This is a genomic window from Streptomyces sp. NBC_01515, from assembly GCF_045040345.1.
Classification (GTDB): domain Bacteria; phylum Actinomycetota; class Actinomycetes; order Streptomycetales; family Streptomycetaceae; genus Streptomyces.
On sequence record NZ_CP109416.1, the window covers coordinates 3,482,612 to 3,506,359 of the forward strand.

19 protein-coding genes are annotated in these 23,748 nt (G+C 71.0%); 7 read left to right on the forward strand and 12 right to left on the reverse strand.

The window, feature by feature from the left end:
* Window positions 1-4: 4 nt before the first annotated feature.
* The 9 genes from murG to rsmH form a co-directional block, all read right to left on the reverse strand.
* The gene (murG, locus tag OG407_RS15425) at window positions 5-1,096 is read right to left on the reverse strand and encodes an undecaprenyldiphospho-muramoylpentapeptide beta-N-acetylglucosaminyltransferase (protein ID WP_403595278.1); all 1,092 of its coding nucleotides are present in this window, start codon (window positions 1,094-1,096) and stop codon (window positions 5-7) included.
* A gap of 6 nt (window positions 1,097-1,102) precedes the next feature.
* The gene (ftsW, locus tag OG407_RS15430) at window positions 1,103-2,470 is read right to left on the reverse strand and encodes a putative lipid II flippase FtsW (protein WP_405858498.1); all 1,368 of its coding nucleotides are present in this window, start codon (window positions 2,468-2,470) and stop codon (window positions 1,103-1,105) included.
* A gap of 21 nt (window positions 2,471-2,491) precedes the next feature.
* A complete protein-coding gene (gene murD, locus OG407_RS15435; protein WP_405858500.1) occupies window positions 2,492-3,925 on the reverse strand; it encodes a UDP-N-acetylmuramoyl-L-alanine--D-glutamate ligase in 1,434 nt (477 codons plus the stop codon).
* On the reverse strand, window positions 3,907-4,980 hold the full coding sequence (gene mraY, locus OG407_RS15440; protein WP_200712987.1) for a phospho-N-acetylmuramoyl-pentapeptide-transferase: 1,074 nt from the start codon (window positions 4,978-4,980) through the stop codon (window positions 3,907-3,909). The genes murD and mraY overlap by 19 nt, the downstream gene beginning before the upstream one ends.
* Window positions 4,977-6,392, reverse strand: coding sequence for a UDP-N-acetylmuramoyl-tripeptide--D-alanyl-D-alanine ligase (murF, locus tag OG407_RS15445; protein WP_405858503.1), 1,416 nt, complete (start codon window positions 6,390-6,392; stop codon window positions 4,977-4,979). Before murF ends, mraY begins: the two co-directional genes overlap by 4 nt.
* Before the next feature lie 4 nt (window positions 6,393-6,396).
* Window positions 6,397-7,932 (reverse strand): UDP-N-acetylmuramoyl-L-alanyl-D-glutamate--2,6-diaminopimelate ligase, encoded by a 1,536-nt coding sequence (locus OG407_RS15450; protein ID WP_405868421.1) that lies wholly within the window; start codon window positions 7,930-7,932, stop codon window positions 6,397-6,399.
* Between the two features lie 173 nt (window positions 7,933-8,105).
* Window positions 8,106-10,100 carry a peptidoglycan D,D-transpeptidase FtsI family protein gene (locus OG407_RS15455; protein WP_405858505.1) on the reverse strand — a complete coding sequence of 665 codons (1,995 nt, stop codon included), beginning with the start codon at window positions 10,098-10,100 and terminating at the stop codon, window positions 8,106-8,108.
* Between the two features lie 5 nt (window positions 10,101-10,105).
* Window positions 10,106-10,735 carry a septum formation initiator family protein gene (locus OG407_RS15460; protein ID WP_405858507.1) on the reverse strand — a complete coding sequence of 210 codons (630 nt, stop codon included), beginning with the start codon at window positions 10,733-10,735 and terminating at the stop codon, window positions 10,106-10,108.
* A 37-nt stretch (window positions 10,736-10,772) separates the two neighbouring features.
* A complete protein-coding gene (gene rsmH, locus OG407_RS15465; protein ID WP_405858509.1) occupies window positions 10,773-11,729 on the reverse strand; it encodes a 16S rRNA (cytosine(1402)-N(4))-methyltransferase RsmH in 957 nt (318 codons plus the stop codon).
* A 432-nt stretch (window positions 11,730-12,161) separates the two neighbouring features.
* Between rsmH and OG407_RS15470 the strand changes: the two genes are divergently transcribed.
* The 4 genes from OG407_RS15470 to OG407_RS15485 all read left to right on the forward strand — a co-directional run bounded on the left by OG407_RS15470 (window position 12,162) and on the right by OG407_RS15485 (window position 17,706).
* A complete protein-coding gene (locus OG407_RS15470; protein WP_403595257.1) occupies window positions 12,162-12,710 on the forward strand; it encodes a beta-class carbonic anhydrase in 549 nt (182 codons plus the stop codon).
* 237 nt (window positions 12,711-12,947) lie between these two features.
* Complete coding sequence (locus OG407_RS15475; protein WP_365309893.1) at window positions 12,948-13,973, forward strand: MoxR family ATPase; 1,026 nt, start codon at window positions 12,948-12,950, stop codon at window positions 13,971-13,973.
* A complete protein-coding gene (locus OG407_RS15480; RefSeq protein ID WP_405858512.1) occupies window positions 13,973-15,328 on the forward strand; it encodes a DUF58 domain-containing protein in 1,356 nt (451 codons plus the stop codon). Before OG407_RS15475 ends, OG407_RS15480 begins: the two co-directional genes overlap by 1 nt.
* Window positions 15,325-17,706 carry a DUF3488 and DUF4129 domain-containing transglutaminase family protein gene (locus OG407_RS15485; RefSeq protein WP_405858514.1) on the forward strand — a complete coding sequence of 794 codons (2,382 nt, stop codon included), beginning with the start codon at window positions 15,325-15,327 and terminating at the stop codon, window positions 17,704-17,706. The genes OG407_RS15480 and OG407_RS15485 overlap by 4 nt, the downstream gene beginning before the upstream one ends.
* 128 nt (window positions 17,707-17,834) lie before the next feature.
* On the opposite strand, the gene OG407_RS15490 is transcribed toward OG407_RS15485, so the two are convergent.
* The 3 genes from OG407_RS15490 to OG407_RS15500 form a co-directional block, all read right to left on the reverse strand.
* A complete protein-coding gene (locus tag OG407_RS15490) occupies window positions 17,835-18,233 on the reverse strand; it encodes a DUF3040 domain-containing protein (RefSeq protein ID WP_405858516.1) in 399 nt (132 codons plus the stop codon).
* Window positions 18,234-18,510: 277 nt separating this feature from the next.
* Window positions 18,511-19,281, reverse strand: a complete 771-nt coding sequence (locus tag OG407_RS15495; RefSeq protein WP_405858518.1) for a methyltransferase — start codon at window positions 19,279-19,281, stop codon at window positions 18,511-18,513.
* Window positions 19,282-19,442: 161 nt separating this feature from the next.
* A complete protein-coding gene (locus OG407_RS15500) occupies window positions 19,443-19,982 on the reverse strand; it encodes an SAV_6107 family HEPN domain-containing protein (protein ID WP_405858520.1) in 540 nt (179 codons plus the stop codon).
* A 182-nt stretch (window positions 19,983-20,164) separates the two neighbouring features.
* On the opposite strand from OG407_RS15500, the gene OG407_RS15505 reads away from it, so the two are divergent.
* The 3 genes from OG407_RS15505 (at window position 20,165) to OG407_RS15515 (ending at window position 23,605) form a co-directional block, all read left to right on the forward strand.
* A complete protein-coding gene (locus OG407_RS15505; protein WP_405858522.1) occupies window positions 20,165-20,857 on the forward strand; it encodes an ATP-binding cassette domain-containing protein in 693 nt (230 codons plus the stop codon).
* Entirely contained in the window at window positions 20,829-22,913 is a 2,085-nt protein-coding gene (locus OG407_RS15510) for a YhgE/Pip family protein (RefSeq protein ID WP_405858524.1), read from the forward strand. Before OG407_RS15505 ends, OG407_RS15510 begins: the two co-directional genes overlap by 29 nt.
* Before the next feature lie 62 nt (window positions 22,914-22,975).
* Complete coding sequence (locus OG407_RS15515) at window positions 22,976-23,605, forward strand: TetR/AcrR family transcriptional regulator (RefSeq protein ID WP_405858525.1); 630 nt, start codon at window positions 22,976-22,978, stop codon at window positions 23,603-23,605.
* The last annotated feature ends 143 nt before the right edge of the window (window positions 23,606-23,748 follow it).

Genomic DNA, 23,748 nt, shown 5'->3' on the forward strand with positions numbered 1-23,748 from the left:
ATGGCTAACGGTGCCGCGAGGCGATCGCCTCGTACACCATGCCGACGAGCAGGTCGTCGGCGTCCCGGCGGCCGAACTCGCTTGCCGCGCGCGACATCTCGTACAGCCGGTGCGGGTCGGCGAGCACGGGCAGGATGTTGCCCTGGACCCACTCGGGCGTCAGTTCCGCGTCGTCGACCAGGAGTCCGCCGCCGGCCTTGACCACCGGCTGGGCGTTCAGCCGCTGTTCGCCGTTGCCGATGGGCAGCGGGACGTAGGCGGCCGGGAGTCCGACGGCGGAGAGTTCGGCGACGGTCATCGCGCCCGCGCGGCAGAGCATCATGTCGGCCGCGGCGTACGCGAGGTCCATCCGGTCCACGTACGGTACCGGGATGTAGGGGGGCATCCCCGGCATCTGGTGCACCTGCGGCAGTTCGTTCTTCGGGCCGACCGCGTGCAGGATCTGGATTCCGGCCTGTTGGAGGTACGGCGCGACCCGCTCGACCACCTCGTTCAGGTGCCGGGCGCCCTGCGAGCCGCCGGAGACCAGCAGCGTCGGCAGGTTCGGGTCGAGCCCGAACGCGGCCCGGGCCTCGGGCCGTACGGCCGCGCGGTCCAGGGTGGCGATCGTGCGGCGCAGCGGGATGCCGATGTAGCGGGCGTCCCGCAGCTTGCTGTCCGGGGTCGAGACGGCGACCCGCGCCGCGTACCGCGAGCCGATCTTGTTGGCCAACCCGGGCCGGGCGTTGGCCTCGTGGATCACGATCGGCACCCCGAGGCGCTTGGCCGCGAGGTAGCCGGGCAACGCCACATAGCCGCCGAAGCCGACGACACAGTCCGCCTTGGTGCGCTCCAGGATCTGCTCGGCCGCCTTGATCGTGCCGCGCAACCGGCCCGGCACGGTGATCAGTTCGGGGGTGGGCTTGCGCGGCAGGGGTACGGCGGGGATCAGCGCGAGTTCGTAGCCCCGCTCGGGTACGAGACGGGTCTCAAGGCCGCGCTCCGTGCCCAGGGCCGTGATCCCCACGGTGGGGTCCTGCCTGCGCAGGGCGTCCGCGAGGGCGAGCGCCGGCTCGATGTGGCCGGCGGTCCCCCCACCGGCGAGTACGACATGCACCGAAATTCACCGCTCTCCGGACGAACGCGCCGCCGAGGCACGCCGTCTCATCGTGTTCCATCTCCGGGAACTCCGGCCGGAACCGGGTGCCCTGCCGCCCCGCTTTCTACCAAAGCGGGGTTGCCGCATCGCAAGCGCCGCCCGCGCAGCGGGGTCGTCGCGCGCGAAGGCGATCAGCAACCCGATGGCGAACATGGTCGGCAGCAGGGCGGAACCCCCGTAGGAGAACAGCGGGAGCGGGACGCCGGCGATCGGCAGCAGGCCGAGCACCGCACCGATGTTGATCACCGCCTGAGCGATGATCCAGGTGGTCACGCCTCCCGCGGCATACCTCACGAAGGGGTCCTCCGTGCGTCCGGCCACGCGGATACCCGCATAGCCTAGAGCCGCGAAGAGGGCGAGCACCGACAGTGTGCCCGCCAGACCCAGTTCCTCACCGGTGACGGCGAAGATGAAGTCGGTGTGGGCCTCGGGGAGTTGACCCCATTTCTCCACACTCGCCCCCAGCCCGGAGCCGAAGATCCCGCCGGATGCGAGCGCGTAGATCCCGTGCACGGCCTGCCAGCAGTCGGCGACCCCGGTCTTGGGCTCGGTGGCGCCGATGCAGGCGAGCCGGGCCATGCGGTTGGGGCTGGTCTTGATGAGGATCACACCGATAGCGGCCGCGATCGAGAGAACGCCGACGAAGAGCCGGGTCGGGGCGCCGGCCAGCCACAGCAGGCCGAACAGGATCGCCGTGAGGATGATCGCCGTACCCATGTCGCCGCCGAGCATGATCAGCCCGAGCAGCATGAACGCGACCGGCACCAGCGGCACCAGCATGTGCTTCCACTGGGACAGCATCGCCTTGTCCTGCTTGCGGGCGAGCAGGTCGGCGCCCCACAGGACCAGGGCCAGCTTGCCGAACTCGCTGGGCTGGATCTGGAAGGAGCCGCCGAGCGAGATCCAGTTGCGGTTGCCGTTGACCGACATCCCTATCCCCGGCAGCTGCACCAGCGCCATCATGAAGACGGCGCCCGCGAGGATCGGATAGGCCAGCGCCCGGTGCAACTTGACCGGCATCCGCGAGGCGGCCAGCGCCAGGACCCCGCCGATACAGGCGGCGAGGAACTGTTTGCGGAAGAAATACGAGCCGGGCAGCGAGAGTTGGAGCGCGGTGATCTGGGAGGCCGAGTAGACCATCACCAGACCGAGCACGGTGATCAGCACGCTGCCGCCGGCGATCAGGTAGTAGGCGGTCAGCGGCCGGTCCCAGGCCCGGCGCGCGTTGGCATAGAGCCGTCGTACGGGGTTGTCGCGGACGGTCCTGGCGGCGGCGGGACGTCTGGGGGGCCGCTGCTGCACGGGCGGCCGGCCGGTACGGCTACTGGGCATCAGCGCCTCCGCTTGCGTCGGTCAGGCGCCGAGTTCGCGAACCGCCGTGGCGAACGCGTCACCGCGCTTGTTGTAGTTGGCGAACATGTCCATGGAGGCGCAGGCCGGGGCGAGCAGCACCGTGTCGCCGGCGGCGGCGAGCCGCTGTGCCTCCTGGACAGCCGCGAGCATCGCCCCAGTGTCGGTCCGGTCGAGGTCGACGACGGGTACTTCCGGCGCGTGTCGCGCGAGGGCTTCGCGGATCAGCGCGCGATCGGCGCCGATCAGCACCACACCCCGAAGGTGCTTCGCCGACTTGGCGACCAACTCGTCGAAGGTCGCGCCCTTGGCGAGTCCGCCCGCGATCCACACGATCGACTCGTAGGCCGCCAACGAGGCTTCCGCCGCATGGGTGTTGGTGGCCTTGGAGTCGTCGATGTACGCGACACCGTCCACATCGGCCACGTGCGCGATGCGGTGCGCGTCGGGCGTGAAGGCCCGCAGCCCGTCCCGTACGGCCTTGGCGGGCACCCCGAAGGCGCGCGCGAGGGCAGCGGCGGCAAGGGCGTTGGCAATGTTGTGCGGGGCGGGCGGATTGACGTCGGAGACCTCCGCCAACTCCTGCGCGTTCTTCTGCCGGTCCTCGACGAAGGCCCGGTCCACCAGAATGCCGTCCACGACGCCGAGTTGGGACGGCGCGGGGCTGCCGAGGGTGAAGCCGATCGCCCGGCACCCCTCCTCGACGTCGGCCTCGCGGACCAACTCCTCGGTGGCTTTGTCGGCGACGTTGTAGACGCAGGCGACCCGATTGCCTTCGTAGATACGGCCCTTGTCGGCGGCGTACGCCTCCATGGAGCCGTGCCAGTCGAGATGATCGGGCGCCAGGTTGAGCACGGCCGCGGAGTGGGCGCGCAGCGAGGGCGCCCAGTGCAGCTGATAGCTCGACAGTTCGACGGCGAGGACGTCGTACCGCTCGTCCCCGAGTACGGCGTCCAGGACCGAGACGCCGATGTTGCCGACCGCCGCCGTGCGCAGGCCGCCCGCCTTCAGGATCGAGGCGAGCATCTGGACGGTGGTGGTCTTGCCGTTGGTGCCGGTGACGGCCAGCCAGGGGGCCGCCTCGGGGCCGCGCAGGCGCCACGCCAGTTCCACGTCGCCCCAGATCTCGACACCGGCTGCCCGGGCCGCCGTGAACAGCGGCTTGTCGGGCTGCCAGCCGGGGGTGGTGACGATCAGTTCGGTGCCGTCGGGCAGGGACGCTCCATCACCGAGGCGCACGGTGATGCCGAGCGCTTCCAGGTCGGCCGCCTGGGCCCGGGAGCGCTCGTCGGCGCCGTCGTTGACGACCGTGACGAGCGCGCCGAGGCCGTGCAGGACCTTGGCCGCCGGGATGCCGGAGACACCGAGCCCGGCGACGGTGACGTGCTTGCCCTCGAAGGAGAGCCCCTGCCCATCGGTCACTTTTCCGCTGCCCATCCCGCGTAGAAGAGGCCCAGGCCGACGATCACGCAGATGCCCTGGATGATCCAGAAGCGGACCACCACGAGCACTTCGGACCAGCCCTTGAGTTCGAAGTGGTGCTGGAGCGGGGCCATGCGGAAGACCCGCTTGCCGGTGAGCTTGAAGGAGCCGACCTGGATGACCACCGACATGGTGATGAGGACGAAGAGGCCACCCATGATGGCGACGAGCAGCTCCGTGCGGGAGAGGATCGCCAGACCGGTGAGGACACCGCCGAGGGCGAGTGAACCCGTGTCGCCCATGAAGATCTTGGCCGGCGAGGTGTTCCACCACAGGAAGCCCAGGCAGGCACCCATCAGCGCCGAGGCGATGACCGCGAGGTCGAGCGGATCGCGCACTTCGTAGCAGGCGTTCGGGTTGGTCAGGGTCGTCGCGTTGGCGCAGGACTCCTGGAACTGCCAGACACCGATGAAGGTGTAGGCGCCGAAGACCAGCACCGAGGCACCGGTGGCCAGGCCGTCCAGACCGTCCGTCAGGTTCACGCCGTTCGACATCGCGAGGATCATGAACAGCGCCCAGATCACGAACAGGATCGGGCCGAGCTTCCAGCCGAAGTCCGTGATGAACGACAGCTTCGTGGACGCCGGGGTGTTGCCGCGGGCGTCCTGGAACTGCAGGGCGAGCACCGCGAAACTGATGCCGACGATCAGCTGGCCGGCCATCTTCGCCTTGGCCCGCAGGCCCAGCGAACGCCTCTTGACGATCTTGATGTAGTCGTCGAGGAAGCCGACCAGGCCCATGCCCACCATCAGACCGAGCACCAGCAGACCCGAATAGGTCGGCGTGTAGCCGGTGATGACCTTGGACAGGAAGTACGCGGCGACCGTCGCGAAGATGAACGCGATACCGCCCATCGTCGGCGTACCGCGCTTGCTGGCGTGCTCGCGCGGGCCGTCGTCACGGATGTACTGGCCGTAGCCCTTGCGGGCCAGCAGCTTGATCAGCAGCGGGGTGCCCACCAGGGTCAGGAACAGGCCGATGACTCCTGAGAACAGGATCTGCTTCATCATCGGGCGGCAACCTCACCCTCGGTACCGGCCTCGACGAGCGCCTGCGCCACGCTCTCCAGACCGACCGACCGGGACGCCTTCACGAGAACGACGTCTCCCGGGCGCAACTCGCTGCGCAACAGGTCGACCGCCGCCTGTGCGTCGGACACGTGCACCGACTCCTCACCCCACGAACCCTCGTTATATGCGCCCAGTTGCAGCCAGGACGCTTCCCTGCCCCCGACCGCGACGAGCTTGCCGACATTGAGCCGGACGGCCAGCCGTCCGACCGCGTCGTGCTCGGCGAGCGCCTCGTCCCCGAGCTCGGCCATCTTGCCGAGCACCGCCCAGGTCCGCCGCCCCTTGCCCATGGCCGCGAGCGCGCGCAAGGCGGCTCGCATGGACTCGGGGTTCGCGTTGTAGGCGTCGTTGACGATGGTCACGCCGTCCGGTCGCTCGGTGACCTCCATCCGCCAGCGGGAGAGGGAGCCCGCCTCGGAGAGCGCGGTGGCGATCTCGTCTGCGGACATGCCCAGCTCATGGGCGACGGCGGCCGCGGCGAGCGCGTTCGACACGTGGTGCTCACCGTACAGGCGCATGGTCACTTCGCTGCACCCGGAGGGTGTGTGAAGGCTGAAGGCGGGCTGTCCGCTGTCCGTGAGTCTCACGTTCTCGGCCCGTACGTCCGCTTCGCCGGACTCTCCGAAAAGGATCACCTTCGCCTTCGTACGGGACGCCATGGCCCGTACGAGCGGATCGTCCGCGTTGAGGACCGCGACACCGCCGTCTTCAACTGAAGGGAGCGCTTCTACGAGTTCGCCCTTTGCCTGCGCGATCTGCTCCCGGCCGCCGAACTCGCCGATGTGGGCGGTGCCGACGTTGAGCACGAGGCCGATCTGCGGGGGCGTCAGATCCGCGAGGTAGCGGATGTGACCGATGCCGCGGGCGCCCATCTCCAGGACGAGGAACCTCGTCTCGGCGGTGGCGCTCAGCGCGGTCAGCGGCAGCCCGATCTCATTGTTCAACGATCCCGGTGTGAACACCGTGGGCGCCTTGCGGGCGAGCACCTGGGCGATGAGGTCCTTGGTGCTGGTCTTGCCCGCCGAGCCGGTGAGGGCCACGAGGGTCGCGCCGAGCCGTCGTACGACATGACGGGCGAGGGCGCCCAGGGCGCTCTGGACGTCGTCCACGACGATCGCGGGCACGCCGACCGGGCGGGACGCCAGGAGGGCCACCGTGCCCGCCTGGACGACCGCGTGCGCGAAGTCGTGGCCGTCGACGTGCTCGCCGACGAAGGCGACGAAGAGGCTGCCGGGTTCCACTTCCCGGGAGTCGCGGACCACCGGGCCGGTGACCTGGACGGACGGATCCGGTATGTCGTGCGTCTGCCCGCCGACGACTTCAGCGATCTCGGCGAGGGAGAGGGCGATCACAAGTTCATCCCTGGGTCTTCTGGATAGCTTCGCGAAGCACCTGGCGGTCGTCGAAGGGACGGACCACACCGGCGATGTCCTGGCCCTGCTCATGGCCCTTGCCCGCGACCAGCACGGTGTCCCCCGGCTGTGCGCGGGCGACGGCGGCGGCGATGGCGGCGGCCCGGTCCTCGAAGACCTGGACCTCGCCACGCTCGTGCGCGGGCACCGACGCGGCGCCCTGGAGCATCGTCGCGAGGATCGCGAGGGGGTCCTCGGAGCGGGGGTTGTCCGATGTCAGTACGGCGGTGTCGGCGAGCCGGGCCACCGCGGCGCCCATCGGCTCACGCTTGGTCTTGTCCCGGTCGCCACCGCAGCCGAGCACGACGTGCAGCTTGCCCTCGGTGACCTTGCGCAGCGCGCGGAGAACCGATTCGACGGCGTCCGTCTTGTGGGCGTAGTCGACGACCGCGAGATACGGCTGCCCGACGTCCACGCGCTCCAGGCGCCCCGGCACGCCCGGCACCGCGGCGATGCCGTCGGCGGCGAGCTGCGGGTCGAGGCCGGCGGTGGCCAGGGCGGCGATCGCGGCGAGGGTGTTGGCCACGTTGAAGGAACCGGCGAGCGGCGAACGAGCGGTGATCAGCTCGCCCTTGGGGCCGACCGCGGTGAACGTCGAGTCCATCGGGCCGACTTCGACGTCCTGGGCGCGCCAGTCGGCGTCCGGGTGGCCCTCGGCGGAGTAGGTGACCACGGGGACCGTGGCCTCGACGGCGAGCCTGCGGCCGTACGCGTCGTCGAGGTTGACCACTCCCTGCCGGCTGCGCAGCGGCGTGAACAGCTGCGCCTTGGCCTGGAAGTAGTCCTCCATGCCCGTGTGGAACTCCATGTGTTCCGGGCTGAGGTTGGTGAAGACCGCGATGTCGAAGATGCAGGCGTCGACCCGGCCGAGGACCAGCGCGTGACTGGAGACCTCCATGGCGACCGCGTCGACCCCGCGCTCCAGCATGACCGCGAACAGGGCCTGGAGATCGGTGGCTTCGGGGGTCGTGCGCTCCGACTTGATGCGCTCGTCGCCGATGCGCGTCTCGACCGTGCCGATCAGACCGGTGGACCGGACCGTTTTCAGGCCGCCCTCCACGAGGTAAGCGGTCGTCGTCTTGCCGGACGTCCCGGTGATGCCGACCTGGAGCAGATCGCGGCCGGGATGACCGTAGATGGTCGCCGCCAGCTCCCCCATCTGCCCGCGCGGATCCTCGACGACCAGCACCGGCAGGCCCGTCGCGGCCGCGCGGTCGGCACCGGCCGGGTCCGTCAGCACCGCTACGGCGCCGAGGCCGGCCGCCTGGGTGACGAAGTCGGCGCCGTGCAGGCGGGCGCCGGGCAGCGCGGCGTACAGGTCGCCGGGGCGGACGGCGCGCGAGTCATGGGTGATGCCCGTGATCTCGGCGGTCGGCACCGGCGCTGTCGTCATGGTCACGGCGGCGCCCAGTTCGTCGGCGAGTTCCGCGAGGGGTGTGGCGGAGATCCGCGCCGGCCTGGGCGGCCCCGGGTAGGTCACGGATGCGCCCTTCTGGGGGGTTTGGGAGTGGTCGGCGGATGGCACGGCGGTGAGCGTACCGGGCACACCCGCCCCGGGGCGAAGCGAGGGGCCGGGCCTGCTGTCCTGCTGGCCCTGGTTCCCGGACTGGGAGGTGATCATGGTCACGGATCGGTTCCTGGCTGTTGCGCTGATCAGGGCGTGAAGGTCACGGGCAGATTCGCGGCCTTCGCCCCGGTGGGCGGGACCTGGAGGGTCTTGAGGGCGAACTCCATCACCTGCTTGTAGATCGGTCCGCAGATCTGACCGCCGAAGTAGCTTCCGCTGGTGGCGTTCTGGATCGCGCAGTAGACGGTGATGCGGGGGTTGTCGGCGGGCGCGAACCCGGCGAACGACGAGGTGTAGCCCTTGTACTTGCCGGTGGCCGGATCCACGCGGTTGGCGGTGCCGGTCTTGCCCGCGACCCGGTACCCCGGAATCGCGGCCTTACCGCCCGTGCCCTGCTCGTCGTCCACCACGGACTCCAGCATCTGGGCGAGGGTCTTCGCCGTCTTCGCACTGATGACCCGGGTCTTCTTGGGCGTCGCCGCGGGCGTGAAGCGGCCGTCGGGTCCCTTCGTGCCGCGCACCAGGGTGGGTTCGACGCGGACTCCGCCGTTGGCGACCGTCGAGTAGACGGAGGCCGCCTGGAGCGCGTTGAGGGACATGCCCTGGCCGAAAGGAATCGTGTACTGCTGCGAGGTCGACCACTTGTCGGCGGGCGCGAGGATGCCCTTCGTCTCGCCGGGGAAGTTCAGCCCGCTGTAGCTGCCGATGCCGAACTTGCGCAGATACGAGTACAGGACCTGGTTGGCCTCGGGCTGGGTCTTGCCGAGCTGGCCGGCCGCCTCGATGGTGCCGATGTTGCTGGACTTGGCGAGGACGCCGTTGAGCGTCAGGTTCCAGGTCGCGTGGTCAACGTCGTCCTGGAAGAGCCGGTCCCCGCGGTGCAGCCGGTTCGGCACGACGACATGCGTCAGCGGGGTGGCCGCGTTCTCCTGGAGTACGGCGGCCATCGTCATGACCTTGGCGGTGGAACCGGGCTCGTAGGCGTCCTGGACGGCCGCGTTGCCGAGCGACGCCGCGCTGGCCTGCGAGAGGTCGTTCGGGTCGAAGCCGGGCGCGTTGGCCATGGCGAGGATCTCGCCGGTGCGGGTGTCCTGCACTATCACGTACCCGCGGTCCGCCTTGGACTTCTTGACCTGCTCGGTGATGGCGTTCTGCGCGGCCCACTGGATGTCGCGGTCGATCGTCAGCTCCACGTCGGCACCGGGCACCGCGGGCGTCTCCGTGGAGCCCGCGGTGGGCACCTGGAGACCGCCGGACTGGGCGTAACGGACCTTGCCGTCCTTGCCGGTGAGGTCCTTGTTCAGCTGCTGCTCGACCCCGCCGCCGCCCTTGCCGTCGGCGTTGACCCAGCCCAGTATCCCGGCGGCGAGATCGCCGTTCGGGTACACGCGCTTAGTGGTGGGGACGGCGAGGACACCGGCCAGGACGTTGACCGTGGTCGGGTCGGTCGAGGCCTTGGTGTTGAGGGCGCTCTTCAGGTCCTTGATCTGCTTCCAGACCTGCGGCGTCTGCCGGTTGGCGAGCACGACGTAGCGCAGGTTCTTGTTCGCGGGCCTGAGCTTCTTGACGAGGGAGGCCTGGTCCACGCCGAGGATCGGGGCGAGGAGGGCGGCCGCCTGTTCGGGCCCGTCGTCGATCTTCAGCTGCTTGCGGGTGAACAGCGTCGGGTCGGCGGTGATCGTGTACGCGTCCACGCTGGTCGCCAGGGCCACTCCGGAACGGTCGGTGATCTCACCGCGCTCGGCGGCCAGGACGTAGTCGACGTACCGGTTCTGCGCGGCCTTGGCGGCGTAGGCGCTCGCGTCGACGGCCTGTACCTGGAGCAGCCGTACGACGAACGCGATCAGGACGAGGGTCAGCGCCAGGCTGATCATGCGCAGCCGGGGGCGGGGGCTGCCGAGCCTGAGGGAGGGGGAGCCCGCGGGCCGCCCGGAGGAATGGGCTGAGGGCGGGGGCGAGGCCGGGCGGCGGGCCGGACGGGCGCCGGGCCCTGGACGGCGCCGGGGGGCGTTGCCGCCCTCGGGGCGTTCGGGCCTGGCCGGTCCGGGCACTCGGCGGCGCGGCGGTTCCCTGTCGGACACTTCCGTCACCTGCCGGGGATTGTCGGGGCGGAGGACCGTGCTGTGGATGACTGTGCTGTGGAAGACCGCGCTGTGGAGGTCTGGGTTGTAGAGGACTGCGCGGGAGATGTCTGTGCGGGCCGGGTCGCGACAGGGGTGGCCGCGGGGGCCGGTGCCGGTACGACGGCCGTGGGGCCCGGGCTCGAACCGGGGCTCGGGCCCGGCCTGCTGACGAGTGCTTCGGGTGCGAGGACCGCCGGTGTGCTGACGGTCCTCGCGGCGGCCTGCTCCGGGACACCCTTCACGGTGCCGTTGGGGTCGAGGAAGGCGGGGTCCCCGCCGGGCACCATGCCCAGCTCGTGGGCGCGGCGCTGGAGGGCGTCGGGGGCGGAGTAGGCGTCGACGTCCCGCTGGAGGGCCTGTTCCTCGTCGGTGAGGCTCTTCGTCTGCTTCTGGAGGTCGTCCAGCTTGAACTGCCCTTCGCTGAGCGCGGAGTTCAGCACGAGCAGCGCGATCAGGCCGCCGCCGAGAAGCAGCACGACAAGGAGGACGAACGGGGTCCTGGCGGCCTGGATCCCGCCCGTCTGCGCGGGCCCGGTCGGGAAGAGCCGCGCGAGTCGGGCGGCCCTGCCCCTCAGTTCGGGTTTCCTGCTCACTCGCACCCCAGACGCCACGCCCACACGCGATACGCACTCACCCGATGTCCTCCCTGATGCGCTGAGCCCCTCGCAGCCGCGCGGGTGCCGCTCGCCGGTTCTCGGCGACCTCTTCCTCGGTGGGAAGTTCGGCACCACGCGTCAGGAGCTTGAGCCGGGGCTGGTACTGCTCGGGCACGACAGGCAGCCCAGGAGGCGCGGTGTTGGCCGCGCCGGCCGCGAACACCTGCTTGACCAGGCGGTCTTCGAGCGAGTGGTACGACAGGACGGCGATCCGGCCGCCCACGGCAAGGGACTTCACGGCGGCGGGGATCGCGGCCTCCAGGACGGACAGTTCGCCGTTGACCTCGATGCGCAGCGCCTGGAAGGTGCGCTTGGCCGGGTTGCCGCCGGTGCGCTTGGCGGCCTGCGGCAGCGAGTCGCGGATCAGCTCGACGAGCCGCGCGCTGTTGCCGAACGGCTCCTTGTCGCGTTCCCGTACGACCGCGGACACGATCCGCTTGGCCTGCTTCTCCTCGCCGTACGCCCGCAGGATGCGGACGAGTTCACCGGGCGCGTAGGTGTTGAGGACCTCGGCCGCGCTGATGCCGGTCGTCTGGTCCATGCGCATGTCCAGGGGCGCGTCCTGGGCGTAGGCGAAGCCGCGGTCGGCCTCGTCGAGTTGCATGGAGGAGACGCCGAGGTCGAACAGGACGCCCTCCACGCGCGGGATGCCCAGGCGGTCGAGCACGTCGGGCAGTTCGTCGTAGACGGCATGCACGAGGGTGGCCCTGTCCCCGAAGGGGGCGAGGCGCTCGCCGGAGAGGCGCAGGGCCTCCTTGTCGCGGTCGAGGGCGACGAGGCGGGCCTCGGGGAACTGGGTCAGCAGGGCCTCGCTGTGCCCGCCGAGGCCGAGCGTGCAGTCGACGACCACCGCGCCCGGCCGCTCCAGCGCGGGGGCCAACATGTCCAGGCACCGCTGGAGCATCACCGGGACGTGTCGACTCTGGCTCAAGGGGCCCTCTCAGATCCGGCGCGGAGCCGTACGCACCGCCGGGTCCCCGCCCGCCGATGAAGAGGAGGCCTGCCGGCGCCGGAAGCGTCAGCCGACCGGGAGCGGGAGGAGGCCGAGCCGTACGTACGCGCCGCGCACGTGGGGAGAATCCGGAAAGTCGCCGGGGTCTCCGGGAAAAGTCCAGCGGGAAAAATCCAGCAGGGAGAGCCTCGCCTCCCGCTTCGCGCAACTTTAGTCCACGCTGTCTCACGGTCAATCAACCGGCCTGCGCGTCGCGGGTCCGGGTGCGTGCGAAGCGTCAAAACGGGAAGAATCACCCGGACGGGTGCACCCCCGCCACCCGTGTGGGTTACCTCACAAGAGGACGCGATGACGCTCTTTTTCCCGCCCCGCACCAAGACCGCACCGCCGTTGACCAGTACCGTCATAGGTATGACGACCTCCGCATCCGTACCCACAGAGTCCGAAGGCGCCATAGTCGACGGCGGGACCGTGACGGACCGCCTCGTCGAGGCCAACGCGCGGTACGCCGCCGCCTTCACCGATCCCGGGATGGACGCCCGTCCCGTCCTGCAGGTGGCCGTGGTGGCCTGCATGGACGCGCGTCTCGACCTGCACGCCGCGCTCGGTCTGGAACTGGGCGACTGCCACACGATCCGCAACGCGGGCGGCGTGGTCACCGACGACGTGATCCGCTCCCTCACCATCAGCCAGCGGGCGCTCGGCACCCGCAGTGTCGTGCTCATCCACCACACCGGCTGCGGCCTGGAGTCCCTCACCGAGGAGTTCCGGCACGACCTGGAGATGGAGGTCGGCCAGCGCCCCGCCTGGGCGGTGGAGGCCTTCCGGGACGTCGAGCAGGACGTACGGCAGTCCATGCAGCGTGTGCGCACCTCGCCGTTCCTGCTGCACACTGATGATGTGCGCGGCTTCGTCTTCGACGTGAAGTCGGGTCTGCTGCGCGAGATCGACCCCGCCTGACGCACCCGCCCGCCCCGAAACTTTCGAAAAGTTCGCCTCTCGGACCGCCCAAAAGGTCGTAAGACCTGACAAAGCGAAGGCAGTTGTCCACAGGCGAGTGACACGAACCGGTAACGGCAACAAGAATGCGGGTGTGGCGTCACGCGGAACTTTTCCCGCGTGCCGTCCGTGTTTCGGGGTGGGCCGGTCCGCAGTGCGTGCGCCGGCCCATGGAAAGAACGGGCCGAGGAGGGCCGGGTGACGACCTATGACGATCGAGCGAGCCTTACAGATCTGACCGCCACTGTGGAGCGAGTCCGCAGTTCGGTGGAAGGAGTGATCGAGGGCAAGCCCGAGGTCGTACGGCTTTCGCTGACCGTGCTGCTCGCCGAGGGACATCTTCTGATCGAGGACGTCCCGGGTGTGGGCAAGACAATGCTGGCCAAGGCGCTGGCGCGGTCGATCGACTGTTCGGTGCGGCGAATCCAGTTCACGCCCGACCTGCTGCCCTCGGACATCACCGGTGTGTCCATCTGGGACCAGCAGCAGCGGGACTTCGAGTTCAAACCGGGCGCCATCTTCGCGCAGATCGTGATCGGCGACGAGATCAACCGCGCCTCGCCGAAGACCCAGTCCGCGCTCCTGGAGTCCATGGAGGAGCGCCAGGTCACCATCGACGGCCAGACCTACGAGCTGCCCAGCCCCTTCATGGTGGTCGCCACGCAGAACCCGGTCGAGATGGAGGGCACGTATCCGCTGCCCGAGGCGCAGCGCGACCGCTTCATGGCCCGGGTCTCCATCGGCTATCCCAGCGCGGAGGCCGAGTTGCAGATGCTGGACATCCACGGCGGGGCGAGCCCGCTGGACGACCTCCAGCCCGTGGCCCACGCGCACGACATCGTCAAGCTGGTCGAGGCGGTCCGCGGCGTCCATGTCGCCGACCCGGTGCGCAGGTACGCGGTGGACCTGGTCTCCGCCACGCGCAACCACGCCGACCTCAGACTCGGCGCCTCCCCGCGCGCGACGCTGCACCTGCTGCGCGCGGCGAAGGCCTCCGCCGCCCTGAGCGGCCGTGAGTACGCGCTGCCGGACGACATCCAGGCGCTCGCGGTCGCGGTCCTGGCGCACCGCCTGCTGCCCACCGCGCAGGCCCAGCTGAACCGTCGTACGGCGGAGCAGGTCGTCCAGGAGATCCTCCAGCGCATCCCCGTGCCCGCGGCGCCGGCCCCGCAGAGCGGCCTGGGTCTCGGGGCGTACGGGCAGCAGCAGCCCCGGAGGCTGTGATGACCACCGGGGAGGCGGAGACCGACCGGGACGAGAAGGGCGGTGTCCGTACGGCCCTGGCCGGGCTGACGACCCGTGGACGTTCCTTCCTGGCCGCCGGTATCGCCGCCGCGGTGTGCGCGTACGTCCTGGGGCAGAGCGATCTGCTCCGGGTCGGGCTGCTCCTGGCGGTGCTGCCCCTGGTCTGCGCGACCGTGCTCTACCGCACCCGCTACCGGGTGGCCGGCAGCCGTCGGCTCTCACCCGCGCGCGTGCCCGCCGGCAGCGAGGCCCGCGTCCATCTGCGGATGGACAACGTCTCCCGGCTGCCCACGGGCCTGCTGATGCTCCAGGACCGGGTGCCGTACGTGCTCGGCCCGCGTCCCCGGTTCGTCCTGGACCGGGTCGAGGCGGGCGGGCGGCGCGAGGTGTCCTACCGGGTCCGCTCGGACCTGCGCGGCCGCTACCCCCTGGGCCCGCTCCAGCTCCGCCTGACGGACCCCTTCGGGATGTGCGAACTGACCCGCTCCTTCTCGACCTTCGACACCCTGACGGTCATCCCGCGCGTGGAGGCCCTCCCCCCGGTCCGCCTCAGCGGCGAGGCCAAGGGCTACGGCGACGGCCGCAACCGCTCGCTGGCCCTGGCGGGCGAGGACGACGTGATCCCGCGCGTTTACCGCTACGGCGACGACCTGCGCCGCGTGCACTGGCGCTCCACCGCGCGCTACGGCGAGCTGATGGTGCGCCGCGAGGAGCAGCCGCAGCGCGCCCGCTGCACGGTCCTGCTCGACACCCGGGGCATCGCCTTCGCGGGCCAGGGCCCGGACTCGGCCTTCGAGTGGGCCGTCTCCGGCGCCGCCTCCGTCCTGGTGCACATGCTGGAACGGGGCTTCTCCGTACGGCTGTTGAGCGACACCGGCAACTCGGTGCCGGGCCAGGACGCCGACGGGTTCGCGGGCGCGAGCCAGGAGTCGGCGGACGCGGCCGGGCTGATGATGGACACCCTCGCGGTGATCGACCACTCGGACGGCTCGGGCCTGTCCCGGGCCTACGACGTCCTGCGCGGCGGGAACGAAGGGCTGCTGGTGGCCTTCTTCGGCGACCTCGACGAGGAACAGGCGGCGGTGGTCGCGCGGATGCGCCAGCGCAGCGGGGGCGCCCTCGCCTTCGTGCTGGACAGCGACGGCTGGGTGCGTGAGTCGACGGATGTCCCCGGTGCCGGGGACGGGCCCGATGAGCGGCTGAGGATGCTGCGCGACGCGGGCTGGACCGCCGTGGGCGTACCGCGCGGCGCGTCCCTGACCGATCTGTGGCAACAGGCCGACCGGGAGCGCAACGGCATCACCGCGACCGGCCTCGGGGAGGGATGGGCATGAGCGGGCGGGCACGACTGGCGATCTGCGCCTGGGTCGCCACACTGCTGGCGTCCTGCGCCATGCTCCCCCTGGTCTCCCCGGCGACCTGGTTCATCCAGGCCGCCTTCATGCTGGCGATCCAGACCGGCGTGGGCGCGGCGACCCGCCGGGTGCCGCTGGCCCGGCCGCTGACCGTCGCGGCGCAGGCCCTGGTCACGCTGCTGATGCTGACCCTGGTCTTCGCGCACGCGCAGGCCCTCGCCGGGTTCGTCCCGGGCCCCGAGGCCTTCCAGCACTTCGCCGACCTGCTCCAGCAGGGCTCCGACGACGTCTCCCGGTACGCGATCCCGGCACCGCTGCACGACGGCATCCGGCTGATGCTCATCGGCGGTGTCCTGGTGATCGGCCTCGCCGTGGACACCCTGGCCGTCACCTTCCGCAGCGCGGCCCCGGCCGGACTGCCGCTGCTCGCGCTGTACTCGGTCGCCGCCGGGCTGTCCGAGAGCAGCGTCAGCTGGCTGTGGTTCCTGCTCGCCGCCGCCGGCTATCTGATGCTGCTGCTGGCCGAGGGCCGGGACCGGCTCGCCCAGTGGGGCCGCGTCTTCGGCGGGGCACCGCGCACCACCCCGGGCTCGGACTCCTCGGGCCCGCTCGCCCCGGTCCGCACCGGGCGGCGGATCGGCGCGGTCGCGATGGCCATCGCCCTGCTGCCGCTGCCCACCATCTCGGGCGGCCTGCTGGACGCCGCCGGGACGGGTGTCGGCGCGGGCAACGGAAACGGCGGCACGATCTCCGCGGTCAACCCGCTGGTCTCGCTGCGCGACAGCCTGAACGTGGACGAGAACCGCCAGGTCCTGTCCGTGCGCACCAACACGAACGACATCTCGGACATGTATCTGCGGATCGTGTCCCTGGACGACTTCGACGGCACCACCTGGAAGCCGTCCCAGCGGCACATCCAGGGTGTGCCGAACCAGTTCCCCACCCCGACCGGTCTCGGCGCCGACATCAAGCGCTCGGAGATCAAGACCCGGATCTCGGCCGCTGACTGGTACGCCCAGGACTGGCTGCCGATGCCGTACCCGCCCAGCGGCGTGAGCATCGACGGCAGTTGGCGCTACGAGCCCGTGGGCATGACGGTCGTCGGCGATCACGGGCAGAACACCCGCGGGGTGACCTACCAGGTCACCAGCCTCGACGTACAGCCGACCGCGGAGCAGCTGGCCACGGCGCCGGAGCCGTCGGCGGCCCTGCGGAACCAGTACACGAAGGTGCCGAAGTCGCTGCCCGCGGTGGTGGCCGACACCGCCCGCAAGGTCACCGAGGGCTCGACCAGTCACTACGAGCAGGCGGTCAAGCTCCAGGACTACTTCGCGGTGAACGGCGGCTTCCAGTACGACACCCAGGTGGACGTCGGCACCGGCCGCGACGCGATCGCCAAGTTCCTGAAGGACAAGCAGGGCTTCTGCGTCCACTTCTCCTTCGCGATGGCGGCGATGGCCCGCACCCTGGGCATCCCGGCCCGGGTCGCGGTGGGCTTCGCGCCGGGCACCCCGGAGGCCAACGGCTCGGTGTCGGTGGGCCTGAAGGACGCGCACGCCTGGCCCGAGCTGTACTTCGAGGGTGTGGGCTGGACCCGCTTCGAGCCGACCCCGAACCGGGGCTCGGTGCCGTCGTACACCCAGTCGACCACGCCCGGCAGCGACGTCCCGGATCCGGCCCTCCCCTCGACCTCGACGAGCACGGCGCCGTCCGCGGCCCCCTCGGCGAGCGAGAGCTGCACGGCCCAGCTGCGGAAGCTGGACGGCTGCACGAGCCAGGCCCCGGCGTTCGCGACGGGCGGTGACCCGCGCGGCCCCTGGTCGTACGTGCAGCTGGTGGCGCTGGGCCTGGGCGCGCTCCTGCTGCTGACGATCCCGTTCTCGCCGATGCTGTGGCGGACCCGGATGCGCTCCGTACGCCTGGGAGCGCACGGTCGTACGGATGCGGACGCGGCGGTCCACACGCTGGCGGTGTGGGAGGAACTGACCGATACCGCCTGGGACTTCGGGATCTCGCCCGACGAGTCGCTGACCCCGCGCAGGGCGGCGGCGCGGATCGTGGAACTCGGGCATCTCGACCCGCCGTCGGCCGCCTCGGTGCACCGGGTGGCGGACGCCGTGGAGCAGGTCCTGTACGCGCCCCGGCCGCAGCTCGCGGCGGGGCTCGCGAAGGACGTCCGGCAGGTGATCGCCGGGTTCCAGGACACGTCCGGCCGCTCCACGCGGCTGCGCGCACTGGTCGCCCCGCGCTCGACCGTCCGGGTGGTGTGGGCGCTGTCGGCCTGGCGGACATCGGTGACGACCCGGGCGGCGGCGCTACGGCCGACCCTGCGCAAGCCGTCCGGACAGCGGGGCTAGCGGACACGGCAGGGCAGGGCAGGGCAGGCGAGCAGGGCATACGGGAGGGGGTGACCACCGGTCCGGTGGTCACCCCCTCACTCGTGTCCGAGTCCGAGGAGCGCCGCGTGTGTGCGGCGCCGGTGCTGCTACTGGCCGCCCTGTTGCTCGTCGCGGCGGCGCTGCCAGCGCTGCTCGATTCGATTCATCACCGAGCGCCGCTGCCGTCCCTGGCTGCGGGCCTGCGGAGCGCCTGCGGCGGGCTGTTCGCCAGGCTTGGGGGCCTTGCGCCAACCGGTCACGGCGAGTACCGCACAGCCCAGCATGACGAGGAATCCCACCACGCTGACCCAAATCTGCAGCGTGACCATGCCGGCGATGAGGAGCGCGATACCTACGAGAAAGCCGGCCACTGCCTGGTAGACCCGTCGCCGGGTGTACGTGCGCAGGCCGCTTCCTTCGAGCGCTGTCGCGAACTTGGGGTCTTCGGCGTACAGCGCTCGCTCCATCTGCTCAAGCATTCGCTGCTCGTGCTCCGAGAGCGGCACGGAGTCCTCCTCATCGTGCAGTCGCCGGGGCGACCCGGGGGGTCCCTTCAGGATAGGCAGGGAATCGCCCCCGTGAAACCCGCCCCTCTACGCCAATTGGCCAACCGGAACCCGTCATGGCCGTTCCGACTCGCTGAGGCTTCCATTCCCCAGGAGCCGTCCCGTCATGCCGGGCGGTCTCCCTCGATCATACGGCGCCGGGCCCCCGATCGGGGGGCCTGTGGCGTACTCCATGTGCTGTCGAGCCCCTGATCAGGGGTCCGGCGCGGGAGGCCACTCACGCCTCGTGGGCACCCCGCGTCTCGCCGAGCACATGAAGCTGGGTGGCCACGGAGTGGTACGCCGGGAGCTCGGCCACCGCGGCCTCCAGCTTCAGCAGCGCGTCCAGGGCGCCGGGCTCGGTGTCCACGAGGACTCCGGGAACCAGGTCGGCGAAGACCCGCACCCCGTGCACGGCGCCGACGTCCAGGCCCGCGCCCTCGACGAACGCGGCGAGCTGCTCGGCGGTGAAACGGTGCGGGACGGGGTCGGCGTCGCCCCAGCGGCCGTTCGGGTCGTCGAGGGCCTGCCGGGCCTCCTTGAAGTGGCCGGCCAGGGCGCGCGCGAGCACGGCACCGCCGAGCCCGGCGGCGAGCAGGCTGAGGACGCCCTCGGGGCGCAGCGCGGCCACCACCGTGCGGACGCCCTCGGCGGGGTCGTCCACGTACTCCAGGACGCCGTGGCACAGCACCGCGTCGTAGCCGCCGCGCTCGACCACGTCGAAGAGGCCGTGGGCGTCGCCCTGGACGCCCTGCACGCGGTCGGCGACCCCGGCCTCGGCGGCGCGGCGCTCCAGCGCGAACAGCGCGTTCGGGCTGGGGTCGACGACGGTGACGCGGTGTCCGAGGCGGGCGACGGGCACCGCGAAGTTGCCGCTGCCGCCTCCGGTGTCGAGGACGTCCAGCGCGTCCCGACCCGTGGCCTTGACCCGGCGGTCGAGGGCGTCCTGCAGGACGTCCCAGACCACGGCGGTACGGAGGGAGGCGCGGGGGCGGCTCGGGTCCGACACGGCAGTTGACTCCTCGGCGCGGCACCGCCTGTGCACGGCGGAGCGAACGGGCTGCCTTCCCGGCCCGGGCTGCGGGCGGAGGGAAGGCTTCAGGCGCCTTCCACCCTATTGCCTCCGGTGCCGTACCTGGTCATGCGTCTCGCGCGGCGAACACCGCGTGGTCACCCCGCGCGGTCCCCCGGCCGCTCCGGGTCCCGGCGTGGCTGGGGCAGGACCGGCTGGAGGACGAGCATGCGCTCGACCAGGCGCAGGAACATCGCCACGTCGCGTATGAGGTCGTCGGCGTCCCGGCGGGTCGCCGCGCCCTGGATGCCCGCCTCGGCCCGCGCGCGGCGCCGGGCGCCGGAGGCGAACAGGGCGCTCCACTCGGTGAGTTCGGGCGCGATCTCGGGGAGCACTTCCCAGGCGCTGCGGATACGGCCGCGACGCCGGGCCGTGGGCTCGGGCTGGACCCGCGCGGCGAGTACCGCGGCGGCGGTGCGCAGGGCGGCCAAGTGGGCTGTTGCGTAGCGCTCGTTCGACGTTTCGAGGACGGCTGCCTCGTCCAGTCCGGCACGGGCCTGGGCGAGGAGGTCGAGGGCGGCGGGCGGGGCCGTGGTCCGGCGGAGCACGGGGTGCACGTCGCTCGCCGGGCCGTTCAGTGAGGGGGCAGGGCCGGCGGCGCGGCGCCGGCGGGCGGCGGCTGCGGACGGATGGGCCATGACGAACCTCCTGTCGTCGTGTGACGGCACGCCCAGTCAGGTAGTGCCGTATGTGCCCATCGTGAGGTATGGCACTGACAATCCGTTCTGACCTGCGCTTTTGCTTCGATCGAAGGTTCGGGTTACTTTTTGCACTGACCAGTCAGTTCAAAAGTTCGCTTTGCGGCGGGGAGCGGGGAACCGTGGGTGGGGTCGGTGTGACAGCCGAGGACTTCGGGGTCGAGGGGCCGCGCGGCTGGGCGTTCCGGGGGATCTCCCTGGACGCCGGGCCCGGGTCGCTGATCGCCGTCGAAGGGCCGTCCGGGTCCGGGCGTACGAGCCTGCTGCTCGCGCTCACCGGGCGGATGAAGGCGTCCGAAGGAACCGCCGCCGTGGGCGAGTTGACGCTCCCGAAGCAGTCGGCGGCCGTACGCCGGGTCAGCGCCCTGGCGAATGTCGGCGGGGTCACCGACCTCGAACCGGCGCTGACCGTCGGCGAGCATCTGCGCGAACGGGCGCTGCTGCAACGGCGGTTCGGCGACTCCGTACGCGGGCTGCTGCGGCCTCGCACCGAGCGCGCCGTGGAGGCGGGGCTGCGGATCGAGCGGGCGCTGACCGCCGCCGGGCTCGACCGCGAGGCGTTGCCCAAGGGCGCCCGGACCGCCGTACGGGACCTGGAACGGCCGCAGGAGGTGCGGCTGTCCATCGCGCTGGCGTTGATCGGGCGGCCCGCGCTGCTCGGGGTGGACGACGTCGATCTCAAGCTCTCGGATGCCGAACGGGCCGAGATCTGGGACCTGTTGAGGTCGCTCGCCGATTCCGGAACGACTGTCGTAGCGGTGTCCACCGAAGGGACGGAGAAGGCCGATGCACGCGCCACGACTGGCCGCGCTTGAGCTCAGGCGCTTCGGCAGGGGGAAGCTGCCACGCGCGGCTCTCGTCGCCCTCCTGCTGCTGCCGCTGCTCTACGGCGCCCTGTACCTGTGGTCCTTCTGGGACCCCTACGGCCGCCTGGACCGCATCCCCGTGGCGCTCGTCAACGACGACAAGGGGGCGAGTGCCGACGGGAAGAAGGTCACGGCGGGCGACGACATCACCCGGGGGCTGCGGGACAGCGGGACGTTCGACTGGCACGAGGTGAGTGCGGCCACCGCGCGGAAGGGCGTCGAGGACGGCACGTACTACCTGTCGCTGACCATGCCGGCCGACTTCAGCGAGCGCGTCACCTCCAGTGCGGGTGACTCCCCGGAGACGGGCGCGCTCCAGGTGCGCACGAACGACGCGAACAACTACATCGTCGGGCAGATCTCCCGGACGGTGTTCAGCGAGGTGCGGTCGGCCGCGTCCACCAAGGCCTCGCGGACCTTCCTGGACCGGATCTTCGTGTCGTTCTCCGACATCCACGGCCAGACCGTGAAGGCGGCCGACGGCGCCGACAAGCTCAAGGGCGGCATCGGCACGGCCGAGGAGGGCTCCAAGGATCTCGCCGACGGCCTGAAGGACGCCAAGAAGGGCAGCGGCAAGCTCTCCAAGGGCCTGGAGAAACTCGACACGGGCGCGGGTGACCTGGCGGACGGTTCGCGGCAGGTGGCGGCGGGGACGCAGACCCTCGCCGACACGGTCAACGGGGTCGCCGACAAAGTGGGCCCCTTCCTTAAGGACAACGAGAGGACCATCGGGGACACGGCTCAGTTGGTCGCCGACTCGGCGAGGACGATCCGCGCCAACCTGGGCACCCTCGTGAAGACGGCACCGGTCGCCGCCAAGGGCGCGCACGCGGCCTCGGACACCCTGGACGAGGTCTACAAGGCGCGCTGCGAAAACGTCGTTCTGAAGGAGGACGCCTGTCCCGACCTGAAGAAGGCCGCTACGGCCGCCTCCGACGTGGCGAAGGTCGCCGACGACGTCAACAGCCTGGTCGTCGACCAGAACGGCGGCCTGAAGAAGCTCGACGCCAACCTCGCCACGCTCCAGACGCAGGCCCAGGCGCTCGCCGACCGCGCCCCGCACCTCTCCGAGGACCTCGACGACGCGGTGGCCAAGGTCAACAGGTTGAACGACGGTGCCTCGAAGGTCGCCGCGGGCGCCAAGACGCTGCACACAGGGCTCGGAACGGCCAAGACCGGCGCCGCCGACCTGGACACCGGCGTCGGCAAGCTCAGGACGGGTGCCGTGGACCTCAACGGCGGCCTGTACAGGCTCGTCGACGGCTCCGGGAAGCTCGCGGGCGGGCTGCACGACGGCGCGGCCCAGATCCCGGACTACGACAAGCAGGACCGCGACCAGCGCACCGGGGTCATGGCCGACCCGGTCCAGCTGGCCACCCAGGACATGCACAAGGCGCCCAACTACGGCACCGGATTCGCCCCGTACTTCATCCCGCTGTCCCTGTGGGTCGGCGCGATGGTGGCCTACATGCTGATCGCGCCCATGAACCGGCGCGCACTCGCCGCCGGTGCCTCGGCCTGGCGGATCGCACTCGCGGGGTGGCTGCCGGTGGTCGCGGTCGGGGTGCTCCAGACGGTGGCCCTGATGGCCGTACTGCACTGGGCGATCGGCCTGGAGATGGCGCGGGCGGCCGGCACGGTCGGCTTCCTGTTCCTGGTGACGGCGTGCTTCGCGGCCATCGTGCAGTGGCTGAACGCACGCTTCGGAGCGGCGGGCCGGATCCTCGTACTCGCCCTGCTGATGCTCCAGTTGACGTCGGCGGGCGGCACCTATCCGGTGCAGACCAGTCCCGGTTTCTTCAACGCGATCCACCCCTTCCTGCCGATGAGTTACGTCGTCGAGGCTCTACGGAGGCTCATCACGGGCGGTGGCCTGGGACCCGTGTGGCACGCGTGCGTGGTGCTCGTGGCGTTCACCGCGGGGGCGCTCGCGCTGACCGCGCTGTCGGCGCGCCGCCGCCAGGTGTGGACGCTGGACCGGCTGCACCCGGAGCTGAGCCTGTGACCGCGCGCGGGACCTCGGCACCCGTGCCCGGCGCGGGAGCCGGGCCTGTGACAATCAGGCCCATGGAAAGCAGCAACACCCCGTCGGGCGGCAGCACGCGCCGCGAGGCCACCCGGCAGAAGCTCTACGAGGCGGCCGTCACGCTCATCGCCGAACAGGGTTTCTCGGCCACCACGGTGGACGAGATCGCCGAGCGTGCCGGGGTCGCGAAGGGCACCGTCTACTACAACTTCGCCAGCAAGTCCGTCCTCTTCGAGGAGCTGCTGCGGCACGGAGTGGGCCTCCTCACCGCCTCCCTGCGGGAGGCGGCCGAGCAGACCGCGCGGGACGGCGGCAGCAAGGTCGACGCCCTGGACGCGATGGTCCGCGCGGGCCTCGTCTTCATCGCCCGCTACCCGTCCTTCACCCAGCTCTACGTGGCCGAGCTGTGGCGCACCAACCGCGCCTGGCAGTCAACGCTCATGGTGGTACGGCAGCAGGTGAACGCGGCGATCGAGGACGTGCTGCACGCGGGCGTGGCCAACGGCGAGTTCAGCCCCGAGATCGATGTCCGGCTGACCGCGGCCGCGCTGATCGGCATGGTCGTGGTGGCCGCCCTGGACTGGCAGTCGTTCCAGCCGGAGCGTTCCCTGGACGACGTCCACGCGGCGCTGTCCCGGCTGCTCCAGGGGCGGGTCAGCGGCAGCCGCTGACAACAAGTCACAAGACGACAGACCACAAGCGGAAGCGCCGGTCCGTTGTGGCCGCGTCCCCCGCGGGCCACCTCGAACCGGCGCTCCCTTGTGCTTCCCCCGTACGTTCCCCCTGTTGGAACCCCCGTTGGTCAGTCCCAGGG